Genomic DNA, 24,096 nt, shown 5'->3' with positions numbered 1-24,096 from the left:
CATCGGCCGGGTGGCTCCGGTGCCCTCATGCGGCGGCGGGGCGGCGCAGCGCCAGCCACCCCAAGGCCAGGGCCATCAAGACCAGCGCCGGCATCGAGCCATAGTTGAGCCAGCTCCAGCCCTGCGTCGTCACCAGCGCGCCCGAGGCAAACGAGGTCACCGCCATGGTGGCGAAGACGCAAAAGTTGATCGCCGCCTGCGCCCGGTCTTTCTCTTCGGGGCGGTAGGCCTGCAGCGCCAGCGTCGTGGCGCCGGTGAACAGGAAGTTCCAGCCCACGCCCAGCAGTACCAGCGCCGCCAGGAAGTGGTGCAGCGCCACGCCCGACAGCGCCACCGCCACGCACAGCACGTTCAGCAGCACGCCCGCGCCCATGACCCGGAGCACGCCAAAGCGGCGGATCAGGTGCCCGGTGAAGAAGCCCGGCGCATACATGCCGATCACGTGCCATTGCAGCACCAGGGCGGTGGCGCCGAACTCGAAACCCATCACCTGCATGGCCAGCGGCGTGGCGGCCATCAGGAGGTTCATGACGCCGTAGCCTATGGCCGCGCCCAGCGTGGCCACGATGAACACTGGCTGGCGCATGATCTCGCCCATGGGGCGACCCTGGGGCGCATGCCGGGTGCGCACCGGCGCGGGCGGGAACCGGATCAGCGCCATGACCCCCATGGCCAGCAGCGCGACCAGCGCCAGCGTGAGGTAGGCGGCGACGAAGGGTGTGGGCAGCAGGGTACGCGTCCAGGCCGCCATGTTGGGGCCGACCACCGCGCCCAGCAGACCGCCGGCGAGCACCAGCGAGACCGCCTTTTCCTGCCAGTGCGGCCGGGTCAGCTCGGCGGCGGCGAAGCGGTAGAGCTGGCCGTTGGCGTTGTAGTAACCCGCCACCACGGTGGCCAGCATCAGGAGCGAAAAGCTGCGCGTCTGCGCCGCGTAGGCGGCCAGCAGCGCCGAGCCCAGCGCTACCGCCAGCCCGATCTGAAACGACACCGCGCGCCCGTAGTGCGTCTGGGTGCGCGCCACCAGCGGCGCGGCCAGCGCCCCGCCCACCACATAGCCCATGACCGGCAGCGTCGCCATCCAGCCCTCGGGCGCGAGCTGCAGCCCCACCAGCCCGTTGATCGCGATGAAGGTGACGTTGTTCACCAGGAACAGGCCCTGGCACAGGGCCAGCAGCAGCAGGTGGCGGTTCATGCCGAGCCTTTGGCCTGCCCGGGCGCGGCCAGCGCGCCGCGCCGGTTCACCAGCACGATGCCGGCGGCCACCAGCGTGAGCGCGCCCAGCAACGTGGGCGTGACCGGTTCGCCCAGCCAGGCGGCGCCGATCAGCAGCGTGAACACCGGCGTGAGAAAGATGAACACCGACATGCGCGTGGCCGGGTAGCGCGTGAGCATCCACATCCAGACCAGATAGCTCACGAAGGCGCCAATCAACCCCTGCACCAGCAGCGAGAACCAGGCGAAGACGCTGAAGTCGAGCTGCCAGTGCTCGCCCAGCAGCCAGGAGACGGGCGGCAGCACCAGCGTGGTTACGCCCATCTGCCACAGCAGCTGTTTTTCCGGGCGCGCGTGCTGCAGCGGCGAGGCGCGCAACATGCAGGTGGTCAGGCCCCAGAGCAGGCCCGCGACCACCGCCAGCAGATCGCCGATCCAGGCGTCGGCGTGGGCCGCGTCGTCGCCGCGCCAGCCGTCGCCCAGCGCCAGCAGCACGCCGAAGAAGGCGCACACCAGGCCCACCCACTGCAGGCGGTTCAGACCCTCGCTGCGCACGAACCAGGGCAGCACCAGAGCCACCCAGAAAGGCGAGCAGTACAGAAACAGCGTGGCCCGCGACGCGGTGGTGTACTTGAAGGCCAGGAACAGGAAGATGAATTCGCCGGCAAACAGCAGCCCCGCCTGCACCCCGGCGCGCGACACCCCGCGCGGCTGCGCCGGCCCCGCGAGCGAGATGCCGCGCAGCCGGCACCACAGCAGCAGCGCCAGCGTGCCCAGCGCAAAGCGCCAGAAGGCCTGGTAGATGGGCGCCACCTCGACCAGCGTGGCCTTGGACAGCGCCTGCTGAAAGCCCCAATAGAGGCAACAGGCGAGCAGCAGCCCGACGGCCAGGGAGTCGAGCTGGGATTTGCGGATGGCGGGCATCGCGCGATTATCCGGGCGCGCCGCGCGCGCGCCGGGTCACCTGCGTTACCCGCGGCCGGGCCGCCGGCAGGCGCACAGTACACTTGCCGGATTTGCTCTCCCGGCGACCGCTGAGCCGCATTCCATGGCCGTTGAACCATCGGGCCAGGCCCGTACCAGTTTCGATCTCAAGAGCGCCCGGCTGCCCGTGGTGGCGCTGGTGCTCAAGAACACCGACGGCGCGCAGATCGAGGCGGAGTTCGAACGCCAACTGGCCGACGACCAGTCCTTCTTCGATGACGACCTGGTGGTGATCGACCTCGCGCAGGTGCGCGAAGACCCCGCACCCATCGACTTTGCAGCGCTGGTGGCGCGCCTGAAGCAGCACCGCACCTGCCCGGTGGCGGTGCGTGGCGGCAGCGCGGCGCAGATGCAGGCCGCGCTGGCCTGCGGCCTGGCGGCCGCGCCGGAGGCGGTGGAGCGCAGTGTGCCGGCGCATGCGCCGGCATCGCCCCCGGCAAATGCCGCCCCGGCCACCGCCACCGAAGAGGCAAGTCCGGAGCCCGCCGCCGCGACGATGGTGATCGACAAGCCGGTGCGCTCGGGCCAGCAGATCTACGCGCGCGGCGGCGACCTGGTGGTGCTGGCCATCGTCAGCTTTGGCGCCGAGGTGATTGCCGACGGCAGCATCCACGTCTATGCGCCGCTGCGCGGGCGCGCCATGGCCGGTGCCCGGGGTGATGCCGGCGCGCGCATCTATACCACCTGCCTGGAGCCGCAGCTGGTGTCGATTGCCGGCATGTACCGCACCACCGACAATGCGCTGCCCGAGGACGTGCGCGGCAAGCCCGCGCAGGTGCGCCTGGAGGGCGAGAAACTGATTTTCGAGCCGCTGTAAGCACGGCGGCGCAGACACAACGCAAGGAAGTTCCACACATGGCCAAGATCGTCGTCGTCACCTCCGGCAAGGGAGGCGTGGGCAAGACCACCACCAGCGCCGCATTCGCCGCCGGCCTGGCGCTGGCCGGGCACAAGACCGCGGTGATCGACTTCGACGTGGGCCTGCGCAACCTGGACCTGATCATGGGCTGCGAGCGTCGCGTGGTCTACGACTTCGTCAACGTGATCCAGGGCGAAGCCAACCTGAACCAGGCGCTGATCAAGGACAAGCAGTGCGACAACCTCTTCATCCTCGCCGCGAGCCAGACGCGCGACAAGGAGGCGCTGACCATAGAGGGCGTCGAGAAGGTGCTCAAGGACCTGGCCGAGATGGGCTTCGAGTACATCGTCTGCGACTCGCCCGCCGGCATCGAGAGCGGCGCGCTCGCGGCCATGCACTTCGCCGACGAGGCGCTGCTCGTGACCAATCCCGAGGTCTCCAGCGTGCGCGACTCCGACCGCATCCTGGGCATGCTTTCGTCCAAGACCCGGCGCGCGGTCGAGGGCGCCGAGCCGATCCGCGAGCACCTGCTCATCACGCGCTACAACCCCAATCGGGTGGAAGACGGCCAGATGCTGAGCCTCACCGACATCCAGGACATCCTGCGCATCAAGCTGATCGGCGTGATCCCCGAATCCGAAACCGTGCTGCAGGCGTCCAACCAGGGGCTGCCGGCGGTGCACATGAGCGGCTCCGACGTCTCCGAGGCCTACAAGGACGTGGTCGCGCGCTTTCTCGGCGAAGAGCGGCCGCTGCGCTTCACCGATGCCGTCAAGCCGGGCCTGTTCAAGCGGCTCTTCGGCGGGAGGTAAGCGGCCATGTCCCTGCTGTCATTCTTCCTGGGCGAGAAGAAAAAGTCGGCCGCCGTGGCCAAGGAGCGGTTGCAGATCATCCTGGCGCACGAGAGGAGCGGGCGCAACGCCGGCCAGCCCGACTACCTGCCCGCGCTGCAAAACGAGCTGGTGGCGGTGATCTCCAAGTACGTGCACATCAACCCCGAAGACCTGAAGGTGCATTTCGAACGCCAGGACGAGCTCGAAGTGCTGCAGGTGAAGATCGAGCTGCCCGAGACGGCCCGCGGCTGATCAGCGTTTGGGCCGCGCCGGGTAGCTGACCGAAAGGACTTCGAGCGTGCGCGGCCCCGCCGGGGTCTGCAGCTGCACCTCGTCGCCCTCGCGCGCCTTGAGCAGGGCACGCGCCACGGGCGAGACCCAGCTCACCTGCTGGCGCGCGCTGTCCACTTCGTCGATGCCGAGGATGGTCACGGTGCGCTCCTCGCCAAGGTCGTCCACATAGGTGACGGTGGCACCGAAGAACACCTGGTCGCTGCCGGCGTGTACCGAAGGGTCCACCACCTCGGCCTTCTCCAGCCGCCTGGTCAGGAAGCGGATGCGCCGGTCGATCTCGCGCAGGCGTTTCTTGCCGTAGAGGTAGTCGCCGTTTTCCGAGCGGTCGCCGTTGAGCGCGGCCCAGTGCACCACTTCCACCACCTTGGGACGCTCCTCGTCGATCAGCGCGAGCAGTTCGCCGCGCAGGCGCTCGTAGCCTTCGGTGGTGAGGTAATTCTTCGCTCCGGCCGGAATCTGCAGCGCCGGGACGAGGTCTTCGTCCTCGTCGCCGTCACCGTCGTTTTCGCGGGTGAAGGCCTTGCTCATGGCACGGCCTTCACGGCCGCGCCGCGCGGCAGTGCGCCCAGCGGATGCTCGGTATAGAACATGCCGCCGTGGTAGAGCAGCGGCGCCTCGTGCGCGCTGTGGCCGCAGTGCAGCACCTGGCCGACCAGGATGGTGTGGTCGCCCTCCGGGTAGCGGCTGCGGTTGGCGCATTCGAATACCGCGATGGCGCCGCCGAGCACCGGCATGCCGGTGTGCCCGGGCTGCCAGGCTACGTCGTCCCAGCGCTTGGGCCCGCGCGTGGCAAAGCGCACCGCCAGCTCGCGCTGGTGCACGCCCAGCACGTTGACGACGTAGTGCGTGGCCTCGGAGAAAAGCGCCAGCGACGCCGCGTTGTGCGACAGGCTCCAGAGCACCAGCGGCGGTTCGAGCGAGACCGAGTTGAAGGAATTGACGGTGAGCCCGATGGGGCCGCCATCGGGCGCGAGCGTGGTCACGATGGTCACGCCCGTGGCGAACATGCCCAGCGCATCGCGCAGCGCACGCGGGGCCGGCGGCGGCGCGGTGGGTGGGATGGCGGTCACGGAGCGGGCGAGCACATGGATGGCAGGGAAAACAAGTCCTGATTATCCCGAGCTCGCCGCCCGGGCGCAGCGCGCTGCTGCGGGAGACCCTGCGCGGCGCCGCGGCAAAGGCCGCGGGAGGGGGCGTTCAGCGTCCCGGCCGCAGGTTCCACTCGGCGCGGTCCAGGTCGCCGCGTGCCTGGGCAATGCGCCAGTCGAGGTCGCGCAGCTGCTGGCGCAACTGACGGAGCACCGCCTCGTCCTTGCTCAGGCCCAGCTGGCGCTGCAGGCGGTCCTGCTCGGCCTGCAGACGCCGTAGCGCCTGCTCGGCATCGTGGGCGCGCCGGCCCGCGCGGTAGCGCTCCAGAAAGCCGGCTTCGATCTGCGGCGGGCAGGAATTGAGGTAGGCACGCCCGTCGCGGCCCCAGCGCGCGCCGTTTTCCGGCGTGCAAAAACGCGCGATGCCGGCGTTCCAGCCGCTGCGGTACAGCGCCTCGTCGGGCACGACCCCACCTTCGGCACAGGCCTGGCGGATGTCTTCCAGGCGTGCGCGCGGATAGCCGTTCATGGCGTCGCGCATGCCTTGCTCGCCCCAGTTGGCGCTGCGGCATTCCTCCACGCTCATGGCAGCGCAGGCCCCCAGCAGGCCGGTGGCCAGACAGACGGTGGCCAGAGCGGCCAGGCGGACGATCGGCCCGCGGGCCAGGTTCATGCCTGCCATGGCCCTCACCGTACCAGCAGCACCGGCACGCTGCACCTGGCCAGCACCTTGGTGCTGACCGAGCCCATGACCAGCTTGCCCAGCGCCCCGTGGCCCTGCGTGCCCATGACGATCAGATCGAAAGGGCCCGATTCGGCCATGGCCGCGATGGTCTCGGCCACCAGGCCGACCTTGGCAACGGTTTGCACCTGCACGCCCTTGCGCGCCACGAACTCGCGCACCGGCTGCATCACCGCCTCGGCCTCTTCGTCGTAATAGCTTTGCACCAGCTCCTTGCTCAGCGCGCCGCGGGCGCGCGGCGGCAGTGCCGTCTGCACGGTGAGGGCGGTGTACTGGTGCTCGGGGCCGAGCATTTCATCGTGGCTGGCCAGGTAGTCCAGCATCTTGCGGGTGTAGGGACTGCCGTCGACGGCAAGCAGAATTCTCATCGGAGCTCCTGTGTGCGCGGCTGCGCGGGTGGCTTCAACACCTCATCATACGGGCTCCCGCGCCACCTTCAGGGGCGCGCGGCCGTCAGCAGCGCGGCAAATTCGGCATGCGCGATCACGAAGTCAAGCAGCTGGCCGCGCGGCGTTCCCAACTGCAGCCGCCAGTTGCCGGGCACGCCCTCGCGGTAGCGCGCGGCCAGTGACTGCGCCAGGTCTTCGGGCAGGTCCAGCCGCAGTTCTTCGCGGTATTGGCATTGGCCCGAGAGCAGGTCGCGCACGCCGCAGGTGTTGCCGCTCGAGACCTTGGTGAGCGCGACCGTCTGCTCGCCGTCCAAGCCTTCGAAGCGCGCCTTGTCGTAGCCGCGCATCACCTCGTCCACATAAGTGAGCGCGATCACCGCCTGAAGCTGCAGGCCGGCGGACGTGGCGCTGCTGCGCGCGCTCAGGTAGATGAGGTTCTGCTCGTCGGGGTTTTCCTGCGGGTGGGCGCCGCGCGTGCTCCAGACGGCGCCGCCGCCCGGTTCAGTGTCCTTGCCCAGGCGCGCGGCGTAGTAGCTGGCGCGGTAGCGCAGCGCCAGCGCGTCGAACAGCTCGGCGCTGGCGACGGCGCGAAACAGGTACTGCCCGTCCTTCCAGCCGCTGCGCTTTTGCACCAGCGCGTAGTTGTCCATCGCGCCCTTGGCGAAGAAGGCGTGGTAGCTGATCTGCTGCGCGCCGCCGCCCGCTTCCTGCACGCTGCTGCGCTCGGTGCCGCGGCATTGCACCGGCGTGCCGTCGGGCGCGGCCAGGGTGTCGATGCTCGCCTCGCACAGGCCGTCGCTGCTGGTGGTGCAGGACCAGTCGCTGCGGTGTCTGGTCGGGTTCCAGAACGAGCCCAGGCGCGACTCGCACCGGCCCCAGAGCCTGAGCCCCGCCATCGGCAGCTCATCGGCATCGAGGAACAGAAAATGGATCTTGCCCTGCACCAGGGGCGCGGCGGTCTGCGCCTGCGCCGGGCCGGCGAGCGTCAGCAAGGCGGCGGCGCACAGAAAGTAGCGGAAGTTCATCGAAGATCAAGGTGGCGCCCACGGCGCCCGTGCGCCGTGCAAGCCGGCGATGGTAACGACCCGCGCGGCTGCCGGTGCCAGAGAGGCCCGGCCGGCAGGCGGGCCTTTGCCCCGGGGCCCGGGACGACGCTGAACAGGTCCCCGCGATGGCGCGCGCCCGGCCTGCTGACGGGTTGCAAGACGCCAGGCGCAGCGAGCCGAAGCTGTTGCGAAGACTTGCAACGCCGCAGGCTGGGATGCGCGCCGCGCGAGGGGCTTTTTCAGCGTTGCCCCTAGATCGCGCGGATGCGCTCGGCCAGTGCCGCGCGTATCTGCAGCAATTGTGCCGGCAGGCGCTGCGCCAGCCGCTCAAAGTGCGCGTCGTGCAAGGCCAGCTCTTCTTCCCAGGCGCCGGGGTCGATGTGGGTGACGCTGGCGAACTGCGCCTCGGAGAAATCAAGTCCTTGCCAGTTGATTTCGCGGTAGTGCGGCGCGATGCCAAACGGCGTCTCCTGTCCCGCAGCCTGGCCCTCGATGCGGTCGAGCATCCACTTGAGCACGCGCATGTTCTCGCCATAGCCGGGCCAGACGAATTTGCCGTCCGCGCCCTTGCGAAACCAGTTCACGCAGTAGATGCGCGGCAACGTGGCTCCCTGGGCCGCGAGCTTCTCACCCAGGCTGAGCCAGTGCGCGAAGTAGTCGCTCATGTGGTAGCCGGTGAAGGGCAGCATCGCGAAGGGGTCGCGACGCACCACGCCCTGCTGGCCGACGGCAGCGGCCGTGGTCTCCGAGCCCATGGTGGCAGCCATGTATACGCCCTCCTGCCAGTTGCGCGCCTCGGTCACCAGCGGCACGGTGGTGGAGCGCCGCCCGCCGAAGATCAGGGTGTCGATCTGCACGCCCGCCGGGTCGTCCCAGGCGGGATCGAGCGCCGGGTTGTTCGTCGCCGCGCAGGTGAAGCGCGCGTTGGGGTGTGCGGCCTTGGCGCCAGTCTCCCTGGCGATCGCCGGGGTCCAGTCCTGGCCCTTCCAGTCCAGCAGGTGCTCGGGCAGCCGGCCGCTGTCCTTTTCCATGCCTTCCCACCAGACGTCGCCGTCGTCGGTCAGCGCCACGTTGGTGAAGATCACGTCGCGCTTCAGGCTGAGCATGCAGTTGGGGTTGGTCTGCATGTTGGTGCCGGGCGCCACGCCAAAGTAGCCCGCCTCGGGGTTGATCGCGCGCAAGCTGCCGTCGGCCTGCGGCTTGATCCAGGCGATGTCGTCGCCGATGGTCGTGACCTTCCAGCCGTCGAAGGCCTGGGGCGGCACCAGCATCGAGAAATTGGTCTTGCCGCAGGCGCTGGGGAAGGCGGCGGCCACGTGGTACTTCTTGCCCTCGGGGTTTTGCACGCCCAGGATCAGCATGTGCTCGGCCAGCCAGCCTTCGTCCCGCCCCATGGTGGAGGCGATGCGCAGCGCCAGGCACTTCTTGCCCAGCAGCGCATTGCCGCCATAGCCCGAGCCGTAGCTCCAGATCTCGCGCGTTTGCGGGTAGTGGACGATGTACTTGGTGGGGTTGCAGGGCCAGCTCGTCTTGTCCGTTTCGCCCTCGGCCAGTGGCACGCCCACGCTGTGCACGCAGGGCACGAACTGGCCCTCGGTGCCGATCACGTCATGGACCGCCCGGCCCATGCGCGTCATCAGTTTCATGTTCACCGCGACGTAGGCGCTGTCGGAAAGCTCCACGCCGATCTGCGCGATCGGACTGCCCAGCGGCCCCATGGAGAACGGAATCACGTACATCGTGCGTCCGGCCATGCAGCCGTCGAAGAGCGGCTTGAGCGTCGCGCGCATTTCTGCCGGCGCCATCCAGTGGTTGGTGGGTCCGGCGTCTTCTTGCTTCTCGGAGCAGATGAAGGTGCGCCCTTCGACGCGCGCCACGTCGCTCGGGTCGGACCATGCAAGGTAGGAGTTGGGGCGCTTGGCCGGATTCAGGCGCTTGAAGGTGCCGGCTTCCACCAGCTGCCGGCACAGCTGCTCGTATTCTTCCTGGCTGCCGTCGCACCAGTGGATGCGCGCCGGCTTGCACAGCGCCGCCATGTCGGCGACCCAGGCGATCAGGCGGGCGTTCTTGACGTAGGCGGGCGCCTGCACGTGCAGGCCTTGCATGGTCGGTGCGTTCATCGCGGGAGCTTCCTGGAGTTGAAAAACGGTCTTTTCAAAGGAAGCCAGCCCGCCCTGCAGGGTGCGGGGTGAGTCTGGACGCGCGCCGCCTTTGAAAAAAGGGCTTTTCACCTGCCAGCATGCAGCGCATCGGCCGGGTCGAGATCGATTCTAGGAAGTGCGCCCCGATTTGTCCGTCACCACACCCCCAAACCCATGAAAATGATGCATGACCTCATGCACGGCATATGCCCGCCGGACATGAAAAAGCCCCGCGTTGCGGGGCTCTTGTGGGCGGCGCGCGGCGCCTCAGCCGACGGTGACCGCGATCATCGCGAGGATGAAGATCAGCATCGCGCCGTACATCGGGATGATGAAGGGGATCACGTTGGTGACGCTTTCCACCGGATCGACTTCGGTGCTGGTTTCGGGGCTGGGGTTTTGCTCGGACATGGTGCGGCCTCCTGGCAATTCTTGTCGTCTGTAACCCGCAAGTGTAGCGCCAAGCGTGCGCGGACGCCTTCCGCGGGGCTGCCGCGCGTCGGGTCCAACGCCGGCCGTGCGCGTGCCTCAGGTGCTGGCGGTCTGCTGAAACAGGCCACCGGGCAGGCGCGCAACGTTGCCCGCCAGTTCCAGCTCCAGCAGGCGCAACTGCAGGCTGGCCGCGTCCATCCCGGTGCGGGCCATCAGGGCGTCGATGCCGAGCGGATCAAACCCGAGCGCGCGCAGCACCGGGTCCTGCGCTTCGGGCGCGCCCGCTCCGGCTTCCGGGGCGGGCTGCGCCTGCGCCCGCAGGCCCGGCAGCGCGAGTTCTTCCAGGATGTCCTGCGCGGTCTCCACCAGCTTGGCGCCCTGGCGGATCAACGCGTGGCAGCCGCGCGACTGCGGCGCGTGGATGGAGCCGGGTATTGCAAACACCTCGCGCCCCTGTTCGCTGGCCAGGCGGGCCGTCACGAGCGATCCCGAGGCCAGAGCCGCTTCCACCACCAGTGTGCCCCGCGTCAAACCGGAGAGGATGCGGTTGCGCCGCGGAAAGTTTGCCGGCAGGGGCGGCGTGCCCAGCGGGTATTCGCTCAGCAGCAGGCCGCGCTCGGCAATGCGCCGTGCCAGAGCCTGGTGCGCGCGCGGGTAGACCTGGTCGAGCCCGGTGCCCACCACGGCGACGGTGTCCGGGCCCGTGCCCGGCGCCGCTGCCAGCGCGCCCTCATGGGCCGCGCCATCCACGCCTCGCGCAAGGCCTGAGACGATGCACAAACCGGCCTCGCGCAGCGCGCGGCCGAATGCGCGGGCGTTTTGCACGCCCTGGGCGCTGGGGCTGCGGCTGCCGACGATCGCCAGGCTGGCGGCGGGCACCAGGGCGTCGGCATGCAGGCAGGCTTCGCTCCCTTCGGCATAGAGCAGCACCGGCGGGTCTTCGGTGCACAGCAGTGCGTGGGGATAGTTGCCGTCGGCCAGGGTGACGAGGGCGCGGGCGATGCCTGGGCCTGGCGAGGTTTCAAGCCATTGCCGGGTGCGCTGGACCAGGGCGTCCAGTTCGGGGCCGTGATGTCTCGCCAGGGAGGAGGCCTGGGCGCCGTTCAGGCAGTTGCCCCAGTCCGGTACTCCGTGCGCAAAAACGGCCTCTGGCAGGCCGAAGTGGCCGAGCAGCCGCCGCGCCGCCGCAGCTCCCAGGCCCTTGGCCGTGGTCAGGCGCAGCCAGGCCGCGAGTTCACCCGGCTGCATTTCGGCAAGAACCTGCGGCAGGTTTTACTGCTGCGGATTGACCAGGTGGTCACCCACTTGCACCGCGTCGCTCACGCGCAGCAGCAGCACGTAGGAGACGCGCTCGAAGGTGCGAAACACCATGGCGATGCCGTTGATCTCGCTGGGCAGTTTGATGGTGGGCTTGTTCTCGTGGGTCTTGTCCTGCACGCGCTCGCCGCCGCTGAGCACGGTGAGCACCTGCCCCACCTCGATGCCATCGGCCGTGCCGCGGTTGATGGCCACCACCTGGTTCTGGCCGGCGTAGCGCACCGCGGTGCTGCCGTACAGCGACACCACCTGCGCGTCCACCGGTACCTGCGGCGCATGCGGCACGTAGTTGGCAAAGCCCTGCCTGACCGCGGGCAGCAGGCGATCGCCGGGGCGCACCTCCTCCTTGGCTCCGGAGAGGCTGACCGTGGCGGGCACCGGCACGACCTCGATCTTGCCCTCTCCCGCCGGGTTTTCCTGTTCGGACTCGCCGCGCACCAGCGTGGCGCGTGCGACGTACTGCGCCTCGTAGCCGAGGATCTCGCCACTGGCCGGGTCCTTCATCGGCACCAGGTTGCGGTACACCCGCCACTGGCGCGGCGTGTCCGCGTCCAGCTCGACCGGGCTGCCTTCTGCGCCGCGCACGTAGGCCAGGTCGCCATTGCCGATGATGGAATGCGAGCCGCGCGTGGCGACGATGCGCGGCGCCTGCTCGAAGGCCAGTTCCTGCACCACTTCGGGCTCAACCAGGAAGGGCTCGATCAGCTGCGGGTTGAGCGTGGGCAGCGCGCTGTCGGCCAGGCCTTCGTAGCGGGTGCGCGGCGAGATGCGGATGGTCTCCCCGGGTCCGCCGGTGTGCAGCCGGGCGTAGCCGCCGCTGCGCTCCAGGTACAGGGTCTGGCCCGGGTAGATCAGGTGCGGGTTGGCGATGGTCCTGAGGTTCATGCCCCAGAGCTCGGGCCAGCGCCAGGGCTGGCGCAGGTACACGCCCGAGATGCCCCAGAGCGTCTCGCCGCGCTTGACGACGTAGCGATCGGGGGCGCCGGGCGAGAGCTCGGACTCGGGGATGCCGCGGGCGGCCGTCTGCTGCGCGGTGGCGCGCGCCTGGTCGGTGATGGGAAACTTTTGCGCCCATGCGCTACCCGAAGGCAAGGTGCAGAGCAGGGCGGTGGCCAGGAGCGAGGCGGCCACTGCGCCGCGGGCCTGTGTGCTTGTCCGTCCCGCCTTGTTTTTGTCCAGCATGTGAAGATCCCTCTTGCCTGTTTCGTCGCATCGCTGCGCTCGAGCGATGAGCACAAATCAAGAGAGATTCTCGATCCAAGCTCTTGATTGGGCAACGATTATTGCCCCTGAGCCAACGTCCGCGCCCGAAAGTGGCGAGAATAACGACATATTCCACACCCTGCCATGGCCATTCTTCCCATCCTCCGTTACCCCGATCCGCGCCTGCACAAGGTGGCTCAGCCGGTGCAGCAGGTTGACGAGCGCATACGCACGCTGGTGGCCGACATGATCGCCACCATGTACGAGGCCGACGGCATAGGTCTGGCCGCCACCCAGGTGGACGTGCACGAGCGCGTGATCGTGATCGACGTGTCCGAAGCGCGCGACCAGCCCATGGTGCTGATCAACCCCGAGACGCTCTGGCTCAGTGAGGAAAAGCACCTGGGCGACGAAGGCTGTCTTTCGGTGCCCGGCGTCTACGAGCGCGTCGAGCGCTCGGTGGCGGCGCGGGTGCGCGCGCTCGACGCCGCGGGCGAGCCGCGCGTGATCGAGGCCGAGGACCTGCTGGCGGTGTGCATCCAGCACGAGATGGACCACCTCATGGGCCGGGTCTTCGTCGACTACCTCTCGGCGCTCAAGCGCGGACGCATCAAGACCCGGCTGCTCAAGCAGGAAAAGGAGCTGCGCCAGCAAGCAGTGCACGCATGAGGGGCGCGCGCACCATCGCTGGCATGCGGCGGCGCCGGGCGCTGTGTCTGGCGGCGGCCGCGCTGCTTGCGGCCTGCGCCGCGCCGCGCTGGCAGCAGCCGGGCACACCGCTGCCCGAGGTGCTGGCCGCGCTCGGACAGCCCACGCTCACGGTGGCCTTGCCGGGCGGCGGGCAGCGGCTGATCTACAGCAGCCAGCCCGCGGGCCGTCAGGTGCTGCAGGCGGAATTCGACGCCGGCCAGCGGTTCGTGGCCCTGCATCAGGTGATGAACGAGGCGCGCTTCATGGCGCTGCGCCCCGGCGTGGACACGCGCACCACGGTGCTGCAGACCTTCGGGCCGCCGGCGCTGGTGGAGCAGGTGGCCAGCTTCACGGGCGACATCTGGACCTACCGCCTGCTGGAAAACTTCATCGCGCGCCAGGCGCATGTGCACATCGACCCGGCCGGCGTGGTGCGGCGCGTGATGTTCACCGACGAAGAGCCGGACGAACGCTTCCTGCGGCTGCGCTGAGGACCGCCCTGCCATGCGCCTGGCCTTTGCCGGAACCCCCGAATTCGCCCAGCAGGCCCTGCAGGCGCTGCTGGACGCGGGCCTGGAAGTCGCGCTGGTGCTGACCCAGCCCGATCGTCCCGCGGGGCGCGGCATGCAGCTGCAGGCCTCGCCCGTCAAGCAGTGCGCGCTGCGCCATGGCCTGGCGCTGGCGCAGCCGCGCAGCCTGCGCCTGGACGGACGCTACCCCGAGGACGCGGCGCAGGCGCGCGCGGCGCTGCTGCAGGCCGACGTCGACGCCATGGTGGTCGCCGCCTACGGCCTGATCCTGCCGCAATGGGTGCTCGACGCGCCGCGCCTGGGCTGTCTGAACATCCACGCCAGCCTGCTGCCGCGCTGGCGCGGCGCCGCCCCGATACACCGTGCGATCGAGGCGGGCGACGCCGAAACCGGCGTGACCATCATGCAGATGGACGCGGGCCTGGACACCGGCCCCATGCTGCTGCGCGAAGCGCTGCCGATCGCGCCGCGCGAGACCACGGGCAGCCTGCACGACAAGCTGGCGCGCCTGGGCGGCGAGTTGATCGTGCGCAGCTTCAAGGAACTGGCCGAAGGCGGCCTGCAGCCCACGCCCCAGCCTGACGATGGCGTCAGCTATGCGCACAAGGTCAGCAAGGCCGAGAGCCTGATCGACTGGTCGCGCCCGGCCGCGGCGATAGAGCGGCAGGTACGCGCCTTCAACCCCTTCCCGGTGGCGCAGACCGAGCATGGGGGCACTGCGCTCAAAGTCTGGGATTGCGAAATTGATAGCTGTTTGCGCAATAGTGGCGGGCGTTACGGCCATATTTTGCTTGCAAACGAGGCCGGTATCCGCGTGGCCTGCGGCGAGGGCACGGCGCTCAGGCTCACCGCCCTGCAGCGCGCGGGCGGCAAGCGCCTGGCGGCGGCCGAATTCCTGCGCGGTCACCCCATGGCCGCGGGCGACATGCTCGGCGGGCAGCGCGCGTGAGCCGGCGCGCCCACATCTGGCCCGCGCTGCTGCCGCTGCTGCGCAGCCCGCACTACCGCCTGGGCGTGCTGGACATGGCGGGTCTGGCGCTCGGCATCTCCGCCTGGGGCCTGGTCACCGGCGTGGCCATGGTCAAGACCGGCATGGGTGTGACCATGGCCGTCATCATGACGCTCACCGTGTATGCCGGCAGCGCCCAGCTGGCGGTGCTGCCGCTCATGGCTTCGGGCGCGCCGCTGTGGGTCATCTGGCTCACCGCCGCCTGCGTGAACCTGCGCTTCGTGATCTTCAGCAGCCTGTGGCGCGACTATTTCGGTGGGCTGCCGCGCTGGCATCGCATCGCCCTGGGTTATGTGAGCGGCGACGTGATCTTCGTCGGCTTTCTCAAGCGCTTTCCCAAACCCGAGCCCCGGCCCGAGCAGGTACCGTATTTCTGGGGCGCGGCCACGACGCTGTGGCTGGCCTGGCAGCTGTCCTCGCTCGCCGGCATCGTGCTGGCCAATGCGATCCCGCTGCACTGGGGCCTGGGCTTTGCCGGCGTGCTGGCCCTGCTGGGCATCCTGCTGGCGATGCTGGTGGACCGCCCGAGCTGGCTCGCCACGCTCACCGGCTGCAGTGCGGCGGTGGCGGCCTATGCGCTGCCGCTCAAGCTCAACATCCTGCTGGCGGTGGCCGTCGCGGTGGCCGTGGGCCTGGCGGCCGAGGCGCTGGAGCGCAGCCTGCGGCGCAGCCGCCAGCGCGCGGGAGCGCAGACGCCGCCATGAACCAGCCGTGGTGGCTCCTGCTGCTCACCATCGCCGGGCTCACGCTGGTGACGGTGCTCACGCGCGCCCTGTTCCTCATCCCCGAGCGCGAGCTGCCGCTGCCCGACTGGCTGCGCCGCGGGCTCAAGTACGCGCCGCTGGCGGCCATCGCGGCGGTCGTCGCGCCCGAGGTGCTGATGCAGGACGGGCAGTTGATCCATACGCTGGCCGACGCGCGCCTGCCGGCGGTGCTGCTCGCCAGCGCCTGGTACTTCTGGCGGCGCAGCATTCTGGGCACCATCGTGGTCGGCATGGCGGTCTACCTGCCGCTGCACATCCTGCTGGGCTGGTAGCGCCGGGGCTTTCCTACAATCGCCGCGCCCCATACCCATCGATACCGCATGCACATCCTTCGTTTCTCCGACCTCTGCGCCCAGGGCCAGGCCCGCGGCCGGCGCGTGTTCATCCGCGCCGACCTGAACGTGCCGCTGGACGGCGCGCGCATCACCGAAGACACGCGCATCCGCGCCTCGCTCCCCTGCATCCGGATGGCGCTGGAAGCAGGCGCCGCCGTCATGGTCACGAGCCACCTGGGGCGCCCCACCGAGGGCGAGCTCAGGAGCGCCGACTCGCTGGCCCCGGTGGCCCGGCGCCTGGGCGAACTGCTTGGGCGCGAGGTGCCGCTGCGCGACGACTGGGTGGACGGGGTGCAGATCGCGCCCGGCGAGCTGGTGCTGCTGGAGAACTGCCGCGTCAACCCGGGCGAGAAGAAGAACGACCCGTTGCTGGCGCGCAAGATGGCCGCGCTGTGCGACATCTACGTGAACGACGCCTTCGGCACCGCGCACCGCGCCGAGGGCACGACCTACGGCATCGCCGAATACGCGCCCGTGGCCTGTGCCGGCCCGCTGCTGGCCGCCGAGATCGACGCCCTCACGCGCGCGCTGGCAAGCCCCAGGCGTCCGCTGGTGGCCATCGTCGCGGGCTCCAAGGTGTCCACCAAGCTGACCATACTCAAGAGCCTGGCGCAGAAGGTGGACCAGCTCATCGTCGGCGGCGGCATTGCCAACACCTTCCTGCTGGCGGCCGGCCTGCCCATAGGCAAGAGCCTGGCCGAGCCCGACCTGGTGGGCGAGGCGCGCGCGGTGATCGATGCCATGGCTGCGCGCGGCGCGCAGGTGCCGATCCCGAGTGACGTGGTCGTGGCCAAGACCTTTGCCGCCGACGCCGCAGCCAGCGTCAAGCCCGCCGCCGAGGTCGCCGGGGACGAGCTGATCCTGGACATCGGCCCCGATACCGCCGCGCGCCTGGCGGGACAGCTTGAAGCGGCGGGCACCATCGTCTGGAACGGCCCGGTGGGCGTGTTCGAGTTCGACGCTTTCGCCCATGGCACCGAAACCATCGCCCGCGCGATCGCGCGCTCGAGCGCCTTCAGCATCGCCGGCGGCGGCGACACGCTGGCGGCGATCGCCAAGTACGGCCTCGCCTCGCAGGTGGGTTACATCTCCACGGGAGGCGGCGCTTTCCTGGAGGTGCTCGAAGGCCGGCAGCTGCCGGCATTCGAAATCCTCCAGCGCCGCGCCGACTTGCCGGCGCAAGTTGCGAGCGCGTGCAAACAAAACAACACAATCGCCTGAGCGCGCAGGGCAAATCCCCCACGCGTGTTTGCCTTTCACGGGTTTGGTGCTAAAAATGCCGTTCGAGCCCGTGGGATGCGTGTGATTGCACCGTGTGGCGTCATCAATTGGAGGAGAGGATCATGTCCTTGACCAGGGCTCTCACATGGGCTGCCGCCGCTGCCGCCGTCGTGGCACTCACGGCCTGCGAAACCGCACCGATCCCGGTGGCGAAGAACTTCGAATACACCAGCCAGTACAAGGTGCGCTCGGCGGGCCACTGGGACCTGGTGGCGCGCGACGTCGCCGAACAGACCCGGGCCATGCTCGGTTCGGTGGGCGTGGCGGACAACACCGCGTTGCACGTGGTGGCGCCGGCCAACCCCAGCCCCTTCGACCTGGGCTTCCGTGACTTCCTGATCACCGAGCTGGTGCATGACGGCGCCCATGTGCGCGTCGACCCGGCGGCGGCGCTCGCCGTCAGCTACAGCACCCAGGTGGTGCGCCACAACAGCGATCGTCCGCACTTCATTCCAGGGGCCTTCACCATGCTGGCCGGCGGGCTGGCCGCGGCCTATGGCCTGCGTCTGCAGCACGTGGACACCAAGATCGTCGCCGGCCTGGGCTTGGCCGTGGGCCTGGACTATGCCAACAGCATCAATTCGGGCGGCCCGACCAACACCGAGCTGATCCTCACGACGACCGTCACGCGCGACGGCCAGTACCTGGCGCGCAAGACCGACGTCTACTACCTCGAGAACGTGGACATGCCGCTGTTCATGAAGCAGCCGCAGTACTACCGTGCAGTCAACATGAAGGTGGTCTCTCAATGAAACGCGCACTTGCACTGAGCCTCGTCGCCGCCCTGTTCGCCGCGGGTTGCGCCCAGCATTCCACCCAGATCCGCGTGGAGCCCACCTACAAGCAGGCGGCCGAAGCGCCGATGCTGCAAAGCAGCCGCGACGCGGTCAACCGCCTGCTTGCCGGCCTGGACATCGGCGCCACCGGCCCGGGCCCGGTGCTGGTGGCCACGGTGGTCAACGTCAATGACCTCAACCGCGCTGCGCCGCTGGGGCGCACGCTGTCCGAGCAGTACGCCAACGCCATGGCGATGAGCGGTTTCGACGTCAAGGAGATCAAGCTGCGCGGCGCCGTGTTCGTCAAGCAGGACGCGGGCGAGCTGCTGCTCTCGCGTGAAATCAAGGACATCGCGCGCCAGCACAATGCCTCGATGGTGCTCGTGGGCACCTATTCGGCCGCGGCCAATTTCACCTACGTGAGCCTGAAGCTCGTGCGCATGGAAGACAGCCGCATCATCCGCGGCTACGACTACGCGCTGCCGGTGGACCGCGACGTCAAGCAGCTGCTCACGCAGGCGCGCTGAGCGCCTTGCGCCCCCATGCCTGATGGCCGCCTTCGGGCGGCTTTTTCATGGCCGCGGCGCGGCACGCGCGGGCCGCAGCACCGAGGCGATCGCCAGCACGATGAGCGCCATGGCGCTCCAATCCTGCCAATGCAATGCCTCGCCCAGCCACCAGCTGCCGGCGAAGACCCCGATGACCGGAATCATCATCACGCTGAGCGTGGAGGCGACGGGTGGCAACGTGCGCGCCAGATAGAACCAGGCCACCTGCGCAAAGGCCAGCGCCAGCACCGCGTTGTAGACGATGCCGAACCCCGTGGCCGCGCCGGGCCAGTGCCAGCTGCCGGATTCCAGCAGCCAGGCCAGCACGGCGAGCACGCCCACGGTGAGCAGCGTCATCCACAGCGTGAGCGTGATCAGCGGCATGGCCAGCTCGCTGCGGCGCAGCAGCTGCGTGCCCAGCGCCCAGCAGGCCGCGGCGGCCAGCATCAGCGCCACGCCCGTGGCGCTGCCGCCCAGGCTGCCCATCTCGTTGGCCAGCAGCAGCGATACGCCCCCGGCGGCCGCGGCCACGCCCGCCCAGGCGCGCAGGCCCAGCCGGTCGTGGAACAGCAACTGACCCAGCACCGCCGAGAAAATCGGCATGGTGTAGCCCAGGATGGCCGCGCGCCCGCTGGCCAGGCGCGGAATCGACAGGATCATCAGCGCATTCCACAGCACCATGTTCCACAGCGCCAGCCAGCCGAGCTGACCCCAGTGGGCGCGCGCTATCGTCAGGGGCAGGCGCTGCTGGCGCAGCACCAGCACGTAGAGCGGCACGCTCAGCGCCAGCGAGAGTGCACGAAACGTGAGCGGCGGGAAGTCGGCCACGCTGATCTTGAGCACGGGCCAGTTCAGGCCCCAGACGAGGGTGAGCAGCAACAGCACCACGAGCTGGCGGCGGGTGAAGGCGGGCATGGGGCGCGATTGTGCCCGCCGCCCGCGCCCGCCGGCAGTCACCGGCGCGCCTGCCCGGGGTGCGCTTCTCTACAATCGCCGCCCATGGATTTCCTCGAGCTGCTGGGCGCTGCCACGCGCCGCAACGATTCCATGCTGTGCGTCGGCCTGGACCCCGACCCGGCGCGCTTTCCCGCGCAGCTGCGCGGCGACGGCGGCCGCATCTACGACTTCTGCGCCGCCATCGTCGACGCCACGGCCGACCTGGTCTGTGCCTTCAAGCCGCAGATCGCCTACTTTGCTGCCCAGCGCGCCGAAGACCAGCTTGAGCGGCTGATGCAGCACATGCGCGTGAACGCGCCGCAGGTGCCCATCATCCTGGACGCCAAGCGCGGCGACATCGGCTCCACAGCCGAGCAGTACGCGCGCGAGGCCTTCGAGCGCTACGGCGCGGACGCGGTCACGCTCTCGCCCTTCATGGGTTTCGATTCGGTCGAACCCTATTTGCGCTACCCCGGCAAGGGGGCCTTTCTGCTGTGCCGCACCTCCAACCCCGGTGGCGCCGACCTGCAGGCACAGCGCCTGGCGGATGCGCCTGGCCAGCCGCTGCTCTATGAACACCTGGCGCAGCTGGTGCAGGGGCCGTGGAACACCAACGGTCAGCTGGGCCTGGTGGTCGGCGCCACCTACCCCGCCGAAATCGAACGCGTGCGCGCGCTCGCTCCCACGGTGCCGCTCCTGATCCCGGGCGTGGGCGCGCAGGGGGGCGATGTGCGGGCCACGGTGCGCGCGGGCTGGCGCGAGAGCGGCCCCATCGTCGTCAATTCCTCGCGCGCCATCCTCTATGCGGGCGGCGAGGCGGACTTCGCGGCGGCGGCGCGTGCCGCCGCGCAGTCCACGCGCGAGCAGCTCAACGCCGCGCGCGCACTCACCTGAATCGCGCGGGCGCGAGTCGCGTGGCCATGGCGGGCGTGATGCCCTGGGCCCGCAGGCACTCGTCGAGCCGCTCGCCCAGCAGCAGGTTGCGCGCCAGCAGCGCATAAGCCGCGGCGCTCTGGATGCCGTAGCCGCCTTGTGCGGCGAGCCAGAAAAAGCCCTCCAGCGCGTCGTCCCGGCCGATCACGAATTCGCCGTCGGCCACGAAGGAGCGCAGGCCCGCCCAGGTGTGCGTGGGGCGGCGGATCTTGAGCCGGCTCACCGCCTCGATGTGCGCGATGGCCATGGCCACGTCCAACTCCTCGGCCACCACGTCGTGCGGTTGAACCGGGTCGGCGTTCGCCGGTGAGCCCAGCAGTTGCCCGGCGTCGGGTTTGAAGTACCAGTTTTCCGCTACACCGATCGCGGACGGCCAGTGCGCGGCGTCCATGCCCGCGGGCGCGGGAAAGGTGAAGGCGGTGCGTCGCTTGGGGACCAGCCCCACGGGCGCCGCGCCCGCGCGCTGCGCCAGCACATCGGCCCAGGCGCCGGCGGCGTTGACCACGCGGCGTGCCGCCACCGTTGCGCCCTGGGGAAGCTGCAGCAGCCAGTGGTTGTCCCGGCCCTGCAGGCCCAGCACTTCGCTGTCGCAGCGCAGCGCGCCGCCCAGCTGGCGCAGGCCGCGCAGATAGCCCTGGTGCAGCGCGTGCACGTCGATGTCGGCGGCGCCGGGATCGAGCAGGCCTTGCGCCACCACCTCGGGGCGCAGGCAGGGCAGATGCCCGAGCAGCGCCTCGCGGTCCAGGGCCTGCAGATCGGGCGCGTGCGGCTGCAGCTCGGCCCGCAGCGCCGCCAGCTCGGCCTGCTCGCCCGACGTGGCCACATAGGCCACGCCGCGCGGCGTGAGGATGGGGGCGTTGGCGAAGCCTGCAGGAGGCGTCTCGTAGAAGGTGCGGCTGGCGCGCGTGAGCGCGCGGATCGCCTCGGTGCCATAGGTCTCGATGAAGAGCGCGGCCGAGCGGCCGGTGCTGTGGTAGCCGGGCTGCGATTCGCGTTCGAGTACAAGCACCGACACGCCGGCGCGCGCCAGTTCCCAGCCGAGCGAGGCACCCGCCATGCCCGCACCGACGATGGCGACATCCCAGGTCTGCATACGGTTTACTCCTTTTGGTATAGCTGGCAGCGCTTACCTGGAAAGCGTTTGAGCCATATTTCGTTATTATTCATGAACCAGGACCATACTCGCCCCATGAACGACACGACGATCCCCGCGGCCAGCGTGTTGGCCTTCTGGTTCGACGAGAGCACACCTCAGCAATGGTTTGCCAGGGACGAGGCCTTCGACGCCGCGATCCGTGTGCGCTTTGCCGCGCTGCACGAGGCCGCCGCGCGCGGTGAGCTGTGGCGCTGGCGCGTGGATGCGCCGGGGCGCCTCGCGGAGATCATTGTGCTCGACCAGTTCTCGCGCAATCTGCACCGTGGCAGTGGCCTCGCCTTTGCACAGGATGCGATGGCGCTGGTGCTGGCACAGGAACTCGTGGCGCAGGGGCTGGACCGGCGCCTGCCGGTGGTGCAGCGCGCGTTCGCCTATCTGCCTTTCATGCACAGCGAATCGGGCGTGGTGCAGCGGGAGTCGCTGCGCCTGTACACCGCGCTGGCGCAGCCCGTGAACCTCGATTTCGCGCAGCGGCACGCGGACATCGTCGCGCGCTTCGGCCGCTACCCGCACCGCAACGCGGCGCTGGGGCGCGAGAGCAGCGCCGAGGAAATCGCGTTTTTGAAACAGCCGGGCAGTTCGTTTTAGTCCGTTCAAGCCACTGAATGCTGGTACTTACTGTCAACTCGGTGCTCCTTCCGCTCTTGGCGATTAGTCCGTTGAGCCCATTGCGGGGTACGCGTACGCAATGCATCATGTTGACGCTACGTGGCGTTAGTTACATGGACGAAGGAGCGCCGGATGACGACACATTGGACTTTTTCACGAGCCATTGCAGGTGTGGCAATAGGCGCAGCGTTTGCACTGTCTGCTGCAACGGCATCGGCTGCGAGCTGCTCCGCATCCAGTGGCAAGCAAACCATCAACTACGATCTCACGCAAACCATCAGCGGAACACCCGAGGGCTTGTCCGCTACGTATTGCGAGTCCAATAGCAACGACAAGAACACGCTGGACGATCTTGGTTGGACACTGGGGTATTCCACTGACGACGGCTTTGCCGCAGGGCCCGTTGCCGGATTGAATATTTCAGGCATTGGTGCAACTACAGGGCCCGGAGAGTGGGGCATCACATGGAGTAATCCCCCTGTGAGCTATGGCAGCCTCTTGCTCACCATCGTGCAGGGCAATTCATTTGCGGGCTATCTGCTGGATCTGGCGGGATTACCAACACTCAGTGGAACGTGGGAAACGAGCGGGCCGGGCAAGGCCCACAACTCCATATCTCATTTTTCAGTTTGGTACCAGCCGGGAGAGATCCCCCCGGTGTCGACCGTGCCGCTTCCCGGCGCTGCCCCGCTGCTCTTGGGGGCATTGAGTAGTCTGGGCGGGCTCGCCGCCCTGCGTCGACGCAAGACCAAGAAGAACTGAGCCGCCTGGCTTGGCCGATTACGCATGCATGAGGGGCCCTTGATGGCCCTTTTTTTGCGCGAACACGAGCTGTCTAGCCGCCGTCCGAGGCCTCGATCACTCCGCCGCCCAAGCACACCTCGCCGTCGTAGAGCACGGCAGACTGCCCCGGCGTGACGGCCCATTGCGCCTCTGGGAATGCCAATACGAAGCCGTTTTGCTCTGTATTTGATAGCGCGCAGCGCGCATCCTGCTGGCGGTAACGCGTCTTTGCGCTGTAATTGCCGGAGGCAGGCGCGTGGCCCGCGACCCAGCTTGCGTCCTGCGCGGCGAGCTGGTGCGAAAGCAGCCAGGGGTGGTCGTGCCCCTGCACCACAATGAGCGCGTGGCGCGCCAGATCCTTCTTCGCGACGAACCAGGGCGCGTGATCGCCCGCGTCGCGCGCCGACTGGCCGGGCGGCGCTTTGATGCCTGCGCCCTTGTCCTTCACCCCGCCTATGCCCAGGCCCTGGCGTTGGCCCAGCGTGTAAAACGACAGCCCCATGTGCCGCCCAAGCGTGCGCCCCCGGTCATCGATGATGGGGCCGGGCTCGCGCGCGATGTAGCGGTTGAGGAATTCGCGAAACGGCCGCTCGCCGATGAAGCAGATTCCGGTCGAGTCCTTCTTTTTCGCGTTCGGCAGCTTCAGTGCCTCGGCGATGCGCCGCACCTCGGTCTTCTTCAGTTCGCCGACGGGGAACAGGCTCTTGGCCAGTTGCGCCTGCGTCAGGCGGTGCAGAAAGTAGCTTTGATCCTTGGTCGCATCCAGCCCCTTGAGCAGCTCGTGCAGGCCGGTGGTTTCATTGAAGCGCACGCGCGCGTAGTGGCCGGTGGCGATTTTCTCGGCACCCAGGCGCATCGCGTGATCGAGGAAGGCCTTGAACTTGATCTCGGCGTTGCACAGCACGTCGGGGTTGGGCGTGCGCCCGGCCTGGTATTCGCGCAGGAACTCGGCGAACACCCGGTCCTTGTACTCGGCAGCGAAGTTCACGTGCTCGATCTCGATGCCGAGCACGTCGGCGACGCTGGCGGCGTCCAGGAAATCCTGGCGGCTGGAGCAGTATTCATCGTCGTCGTCATCTTCCCAGTTCTTCATGAAGATGCCGACGACCTCGTGACCCTGCGCTTGAAGAAGATGGGCGGTGACGGCGGAATCGACGCCGCCCGACAGGCCCACCACGATGCGGTGCTTGTGCATGCCACGGATTA

Annotated in this window: 28 protein-coding genes; 14 read left to right on the top strand and 14 right to left on the bottom strand. The window is 68.9% G+C overall.

The window, feature by feature from the left end; all coding sequences use genetic code 11:
- Positions 1-25 precede the first annotated feature (25 nt).
- Complete coding sequence (locus tag FOZ74_RS07135) at positions 26-1,192, bottom strand: MFS transporter (RefSeq protein WP_146912410.1); 1,167 nt, start codon at positions 1,190-1,192, stop codon at positions 26-28.
- Positions 1,189-2,136 (bottom strand): DMT family transporter, encoded by a 948-nt coding sequence (locus FOZ74_RS07130; RefSeq protein ID WP_146912409.1) that lies wholly within the window; start codon positions 2,134-2,136, stop codon positions 1,189-1,191. The genes FOZ74_RS07135 and FOZ74_RS07130 overlap by 4 nt, the downstream gene beginning before the upstream one ends.
- A 124-nt stretch (positions 2,137-2,260) precedes the next feature.
- Here FOZ74_RS07130 and minC point away from each other — a divergent pair, with 124 nt between their 5' ends.
- Genes minC through minE form a run of 3 tightly spaced genes read left to right on the top strand, consistent with a single transcriptional unit; the run spans position 2,261 to position 4,140 of the window.
- On the top strand, positions 2,261-3,013 hold the full coding sequence (gene minC, locus FOZ74_RS07125; RefSeq protein ID WP_146912408.1) for a septum site-determining protein MinC: 753 nt from the start codon (positions 2,261-2,263) through the stop codon (positions 3,011-3,013).
- Positions 3,014-3,051: 38 nt separating this feature from the next.
- On the top strand, positions 3,052-3,867 hold the full coding sequence (gene minD, locus FOZ74_RS07120) for a septum site-determining protein MinD (RefSeq protein WP_146912407.1): 816 nt from the start codon (positions 3,052-3,054) through the stop codon (positions 3,865-3,867).
- Positions 3,868-3,873: 6 nt separating this feature from the next.
- A complete protein-coding gene (gene minE, locus FOZ74_RS07115; protein ID WP_146912406.1) occupies positions 3,874-4,140 on the top strand; it encodes a cell division topological specificity factor MinE in 267 nt (88 codons plus the stop codon).
- Here minE and greB read toward each other — a convergent pair whose 3' ends face one another.
- From greB to FOZ74_RS07075, 9 genes are all read right to left on the bottom strand, one after another.
- Entirely contained in the window at positions 4,141-4,710 is a 570-nt protein-coding gene (gene greB / locus FOZ74_RS07110) for a transcription elongation factor GreB (protein WP_146912405.1), read from the bottom strand. It lies immediately after the preceding gene.
- Positions 4,707-5,252, bottom strand: a complete 546-nt coding sequence (locus tag FOZ74_RS07105) for a flavin reductase family protein (protein WP_255437815.1) — start codon at positions 5,250-5,252, stop codon at positions 4,707-4,709. Before FOZ74_RS07105 ends, greB begins: the two co-directional genes overlap by 4 nt.
- A 127-nt stretch (positions 5,253-5,379) precedes the next feature.
- Positions 5,380-5,952, bottom strand: coding sequence for a DUF2799 domain-containing protein (locus FOZ74_RS07100; protein WP_146912404.1), 573 nt, complete (start codon positions 5,950-5,952; stop codon positions 5,380-5,382).
- A gap of 5 nt (positions 5,953-5,957) precedes the next feature.
- Positions 5,958-6,380 carry a universal stress protein gene (locus tag FOZ74_RS07095; protein ID WP_146912403.1) on the bottom strand — a complete coding sequence of 141 codons (423 nt, stop codon included), beginning with the start codon at positions 6,378-6,380 and terminating at the stop codon, positions 5,958-5,960.
- 68 nt (positions 6,381-6,448) lie between these two features.
- Positions 6,449-7,426 (bottom strand): hypothetical protein, encoded by a 978-nt coding sequence (locus tag FOZ74_RS07090; RefSeq protein ID WP_146912402.1) that lies wholly within the window; start codon positions 7,424-7,426, stop codon positions 6,449-6,451.
- Positions 7,427-7,698: 272 nt separating this feature from the next.
- The gene (locus tag FOZ74_RS07085; protein ID WP_146912401.1) at positions 7,699-9,567 is read right to left on the bottom strand and encodes a phosphoenolpyruvate carboxykinase (GTP); all 1,869 of its coding nucleotides are present in this window, start codon (positions 9,565-9,567) and stop codon (positions 7,699-7,701) included.
- Between the two features lie 288 nt (positions 9,568-9,855).
- A complete protein-coding gene (locus tag FOZ74_RS16055) occupies positions 9,856-9,999 on the bottom strand; it encodes a hypothetical protein (RefSeq protein ID WP_186764668.1) in 144 nt (47 codons plus the stop codon).
- 117 nt (positions 10,000-10,116) lie between these two features.
- Positions 10,117-11,268 (bottom strand): DNA-processing protein DprA, encoded by a 1,152-nt coding sequence (dprA, locus tag FOZ74_RS07080; RefSeq protein ID WP_146912400.1) that lies wholly within the window; start codon positions 11,266-11,268, stop codon positions 10,117-10,119.
- Between the two features lie 24 nt (positions 11,269-11,292).
- Positions 11,293-12,519, bottom strand: a complete 1,227-nt coding sequence (locus tag FOZ74_RS07075; RefSeq protein ID WP_146912399.1) for a LysM peptidoglycan-binding domain-containing protein — start codon at positions 12,517-12,519, stop codon at positions 11,293-11,295.
- 165 nt (positions 12,520-12,684) lie between these two features.
- Here FOZ74_RS07075 and def point away from each other — a divergent pair, with 165 nt between their 5' ends.
- From def to FOZ74_RS07035, 8 genes are all read left to right on the top strand, one after another.
- Positions 12,685-13,209, top strand: coding sequence for a peptide deformylase (def, locus tag FOZ74_RS07070; RefSeq protein ID WP_146912398.1), 525 nt, complete (start codon positions 12,685-12,687; stop codon positions 13,207-13,209).
- Positions 13,210-13,232: 23 nt separating this feature from the next.
- On the top strand, positions 13,233-13,721 hold the full coding sequence (locus FOZ74_RS07065; RefSeq protein ID WP_146914115.1) for a hypothetical protein: 489 nt from the start codon (positions 13,233-13,235) through the stop codon (positions 13,719-13,721).
- A gap of 13 nt (positions 13,722-13,734) precedes the next feature.
- Positions 13,735-14,709, top strand: a complete 975-nt coding sequence (gene fmt / locus FOZ74_RS07060; protein WP_146912397.1) for a methionyl-tRNA formyltransferase — start codon at positions 13,735-13,737, stop codon at positions 14,707-14,709.
- 74 nt (positions 14,710-14,783) lie between these two features.
- Positions 14,784-15,473: an AzlC family ABC transporter permease gene (locus tag FOZ74_RS07055; RefSeq protein WP_146914114.1), complete on the top strand. Its 690-nt coding sequence runs from the start codon at positions 14,784-14,786 to the stop codon at positions 15,471-15,473.
- Entirely contained in the window at positions 15,470-15,805 is a 336-nt protein-coding gene (locus FOZ74_RS07050; RefSeq protein ID WP_146912396.1) for an AzlD domain-containing protein, read from the top strand. The genes FOZ74_RS07055 and FOZ74_RS07050 overlap by 4 nt, the downstream gene beginning before the upstream one ends.
- 48 nt (positions 15,806-15,853) lie before the next feature.
- Positions 15,854-17,089: a phosphoglycerate kinase gene (locus FOZ74_RS07045; RefSeq protein WP_146912395.1), complete on the top strand. Its 1,236-nt coding sequence runs from the start codon at positions 15,854-15,856 to the stop codon at positions 17,087-17,089.
- Positions 17,090-17,211: 122 nt separating this feature from the next.
- On the top strand, positions 17,212-17,901 hold the full coding sequence (locus FOZ74_RS07040) for a hypothetical protein (protein WP_146912394.1): 690 nt from the start codon (positions 17,212-17,214) through the stop codon (positions 17,899-17,901).
- On the top strand, positions 17,898-18,452 hold the full coding sequence (locus FOZ74_RS07035; protein WP_146912393.1) for a FlgO family outer membrane protein: 555 nt from the start codon (positions 17,898-17,900) through the stop codon (positions 18,450-18,452). The genes FOZ74_RS07040 and FOZ74_RS07035 overlap by 4 nt, the downstream gene beginning before the upstream one ends.
- A 45-nt stretch (positions 18,453-18,497) precedes the next feature.
- On the opposite strand, the gene FOZ74_RS07030 is transcribed toward FOZ74_RS07035, so the two are convergent.
- Positions 18,498-19,388 (bottom strand): DMT family transporter, encoded by an 891-nt coding sequence (locus FOZ74_RS07030; protein WP_146912392.1) that lies wholly within the window; start codon positions 19,386-19,388, stop codon positions 18,498-18,500.
- An 84-nt stretch (positions 19,389-19,472) separates the two neighbouring features.
- Between FOZ74_RS07030 and pyrF the strand changes: the two genes are divergently transcribed.
- Positions 19,473-20,303 (top strand): orotidine-5'-phosphate decarboxylase, encoded by an 831-nt coding sequence (gene pyrF / locus FOZ74_RS07025; RefSeq protein WP_146912391.1) that lies wholly within the window; start codon positions 19,473-19,475, stop codon positions 20,301-20,303.
- Here pyrF and FOZ74_RS07020 read toward each other — a convergent pair.
- Positions 20,296-21,435 (bottom strand): NAD(P)/FAD-dependent oxidoreductase, encoded by a 1,140-nt coding sequence (locus FOZ74_RS07020; protein ID WP_146912390.1) that lies wholly within the window; start codon positions 21,433-21,435, stop codon positions 20,296-20,298. The two genes, pyrF and FOZ74_RS07020, sit on opposite strands and share 8 nt — an antisense overlap.
- A 96-nt stretch (positions 21,436-21,531) precedes the next feature.
- Here FOZ74_RS07020 and FOZ74_RS07015 point away from each other — a divergent pair, with 96 nt between their 5' ends.
- Both FOZ74_RS07015 and FOZ74_RS07010 read left to right on the top strand, forming a co-directional pair.
- On the top strand, positions 21,532-22,086 hold the full coding sequence (locus tag FOZ74_RS07015) for a DUF924 family protein (RefSeq protein WP_146912389.1): 555 nt from the start codon (positions 21,532-21,534) through the stop codon (positions 22,084-22,086).
- Between the two features lie 153 nt (positions 22,087-22,239).
- Positions 22,240-22,869 carry a hypothetical protein gene (locus FOZ74_RS07010; protein WP_146912388.1) on the top strand — a complete coding sequence of 210 codons (630 nt, stop codon included), beginning with the start codon at positions 22,240-22,242 and terminating at the stop codon, positions 22,867-22,869.
- Between the two features lie 73 nt (positions 22,870-22,942).
- Here the strand turns inward: FOZ74_RS07010 and mnmA are convergent, their stop codons facing one another.
- The gene (mnmA, locus tag FOZ74_RS07005) at positions 22,943-24,085 is read right to left on the bottom strand and encodes a tRNA 2-thiouridine(34) synthase MnmA (protein ID WP_146912387.1); all 1,143 of its coding nucleotides are present in this window, start codon (positions 24,083-24,085) and stop codon (positions 22,943-22,945) included.
- Positions 24,086-24,096 lie beyond the last annotated feature (11 nt).

This window comes from Comamonas flocculans, from assembly GCF_007954405.1.
Lineage (GTDB): Bacteria > Pseudomonadota > Gammaproteobacteria > Burkholderiales > Burkholderiaceae_C > Comamonas_C > Comamonas_C flocculans.
The sequence above is the reverse complement of the archived record's forward strand: the minus strand, read 5'-3'. Positions and strand labels throughout refer to the sequence as shown.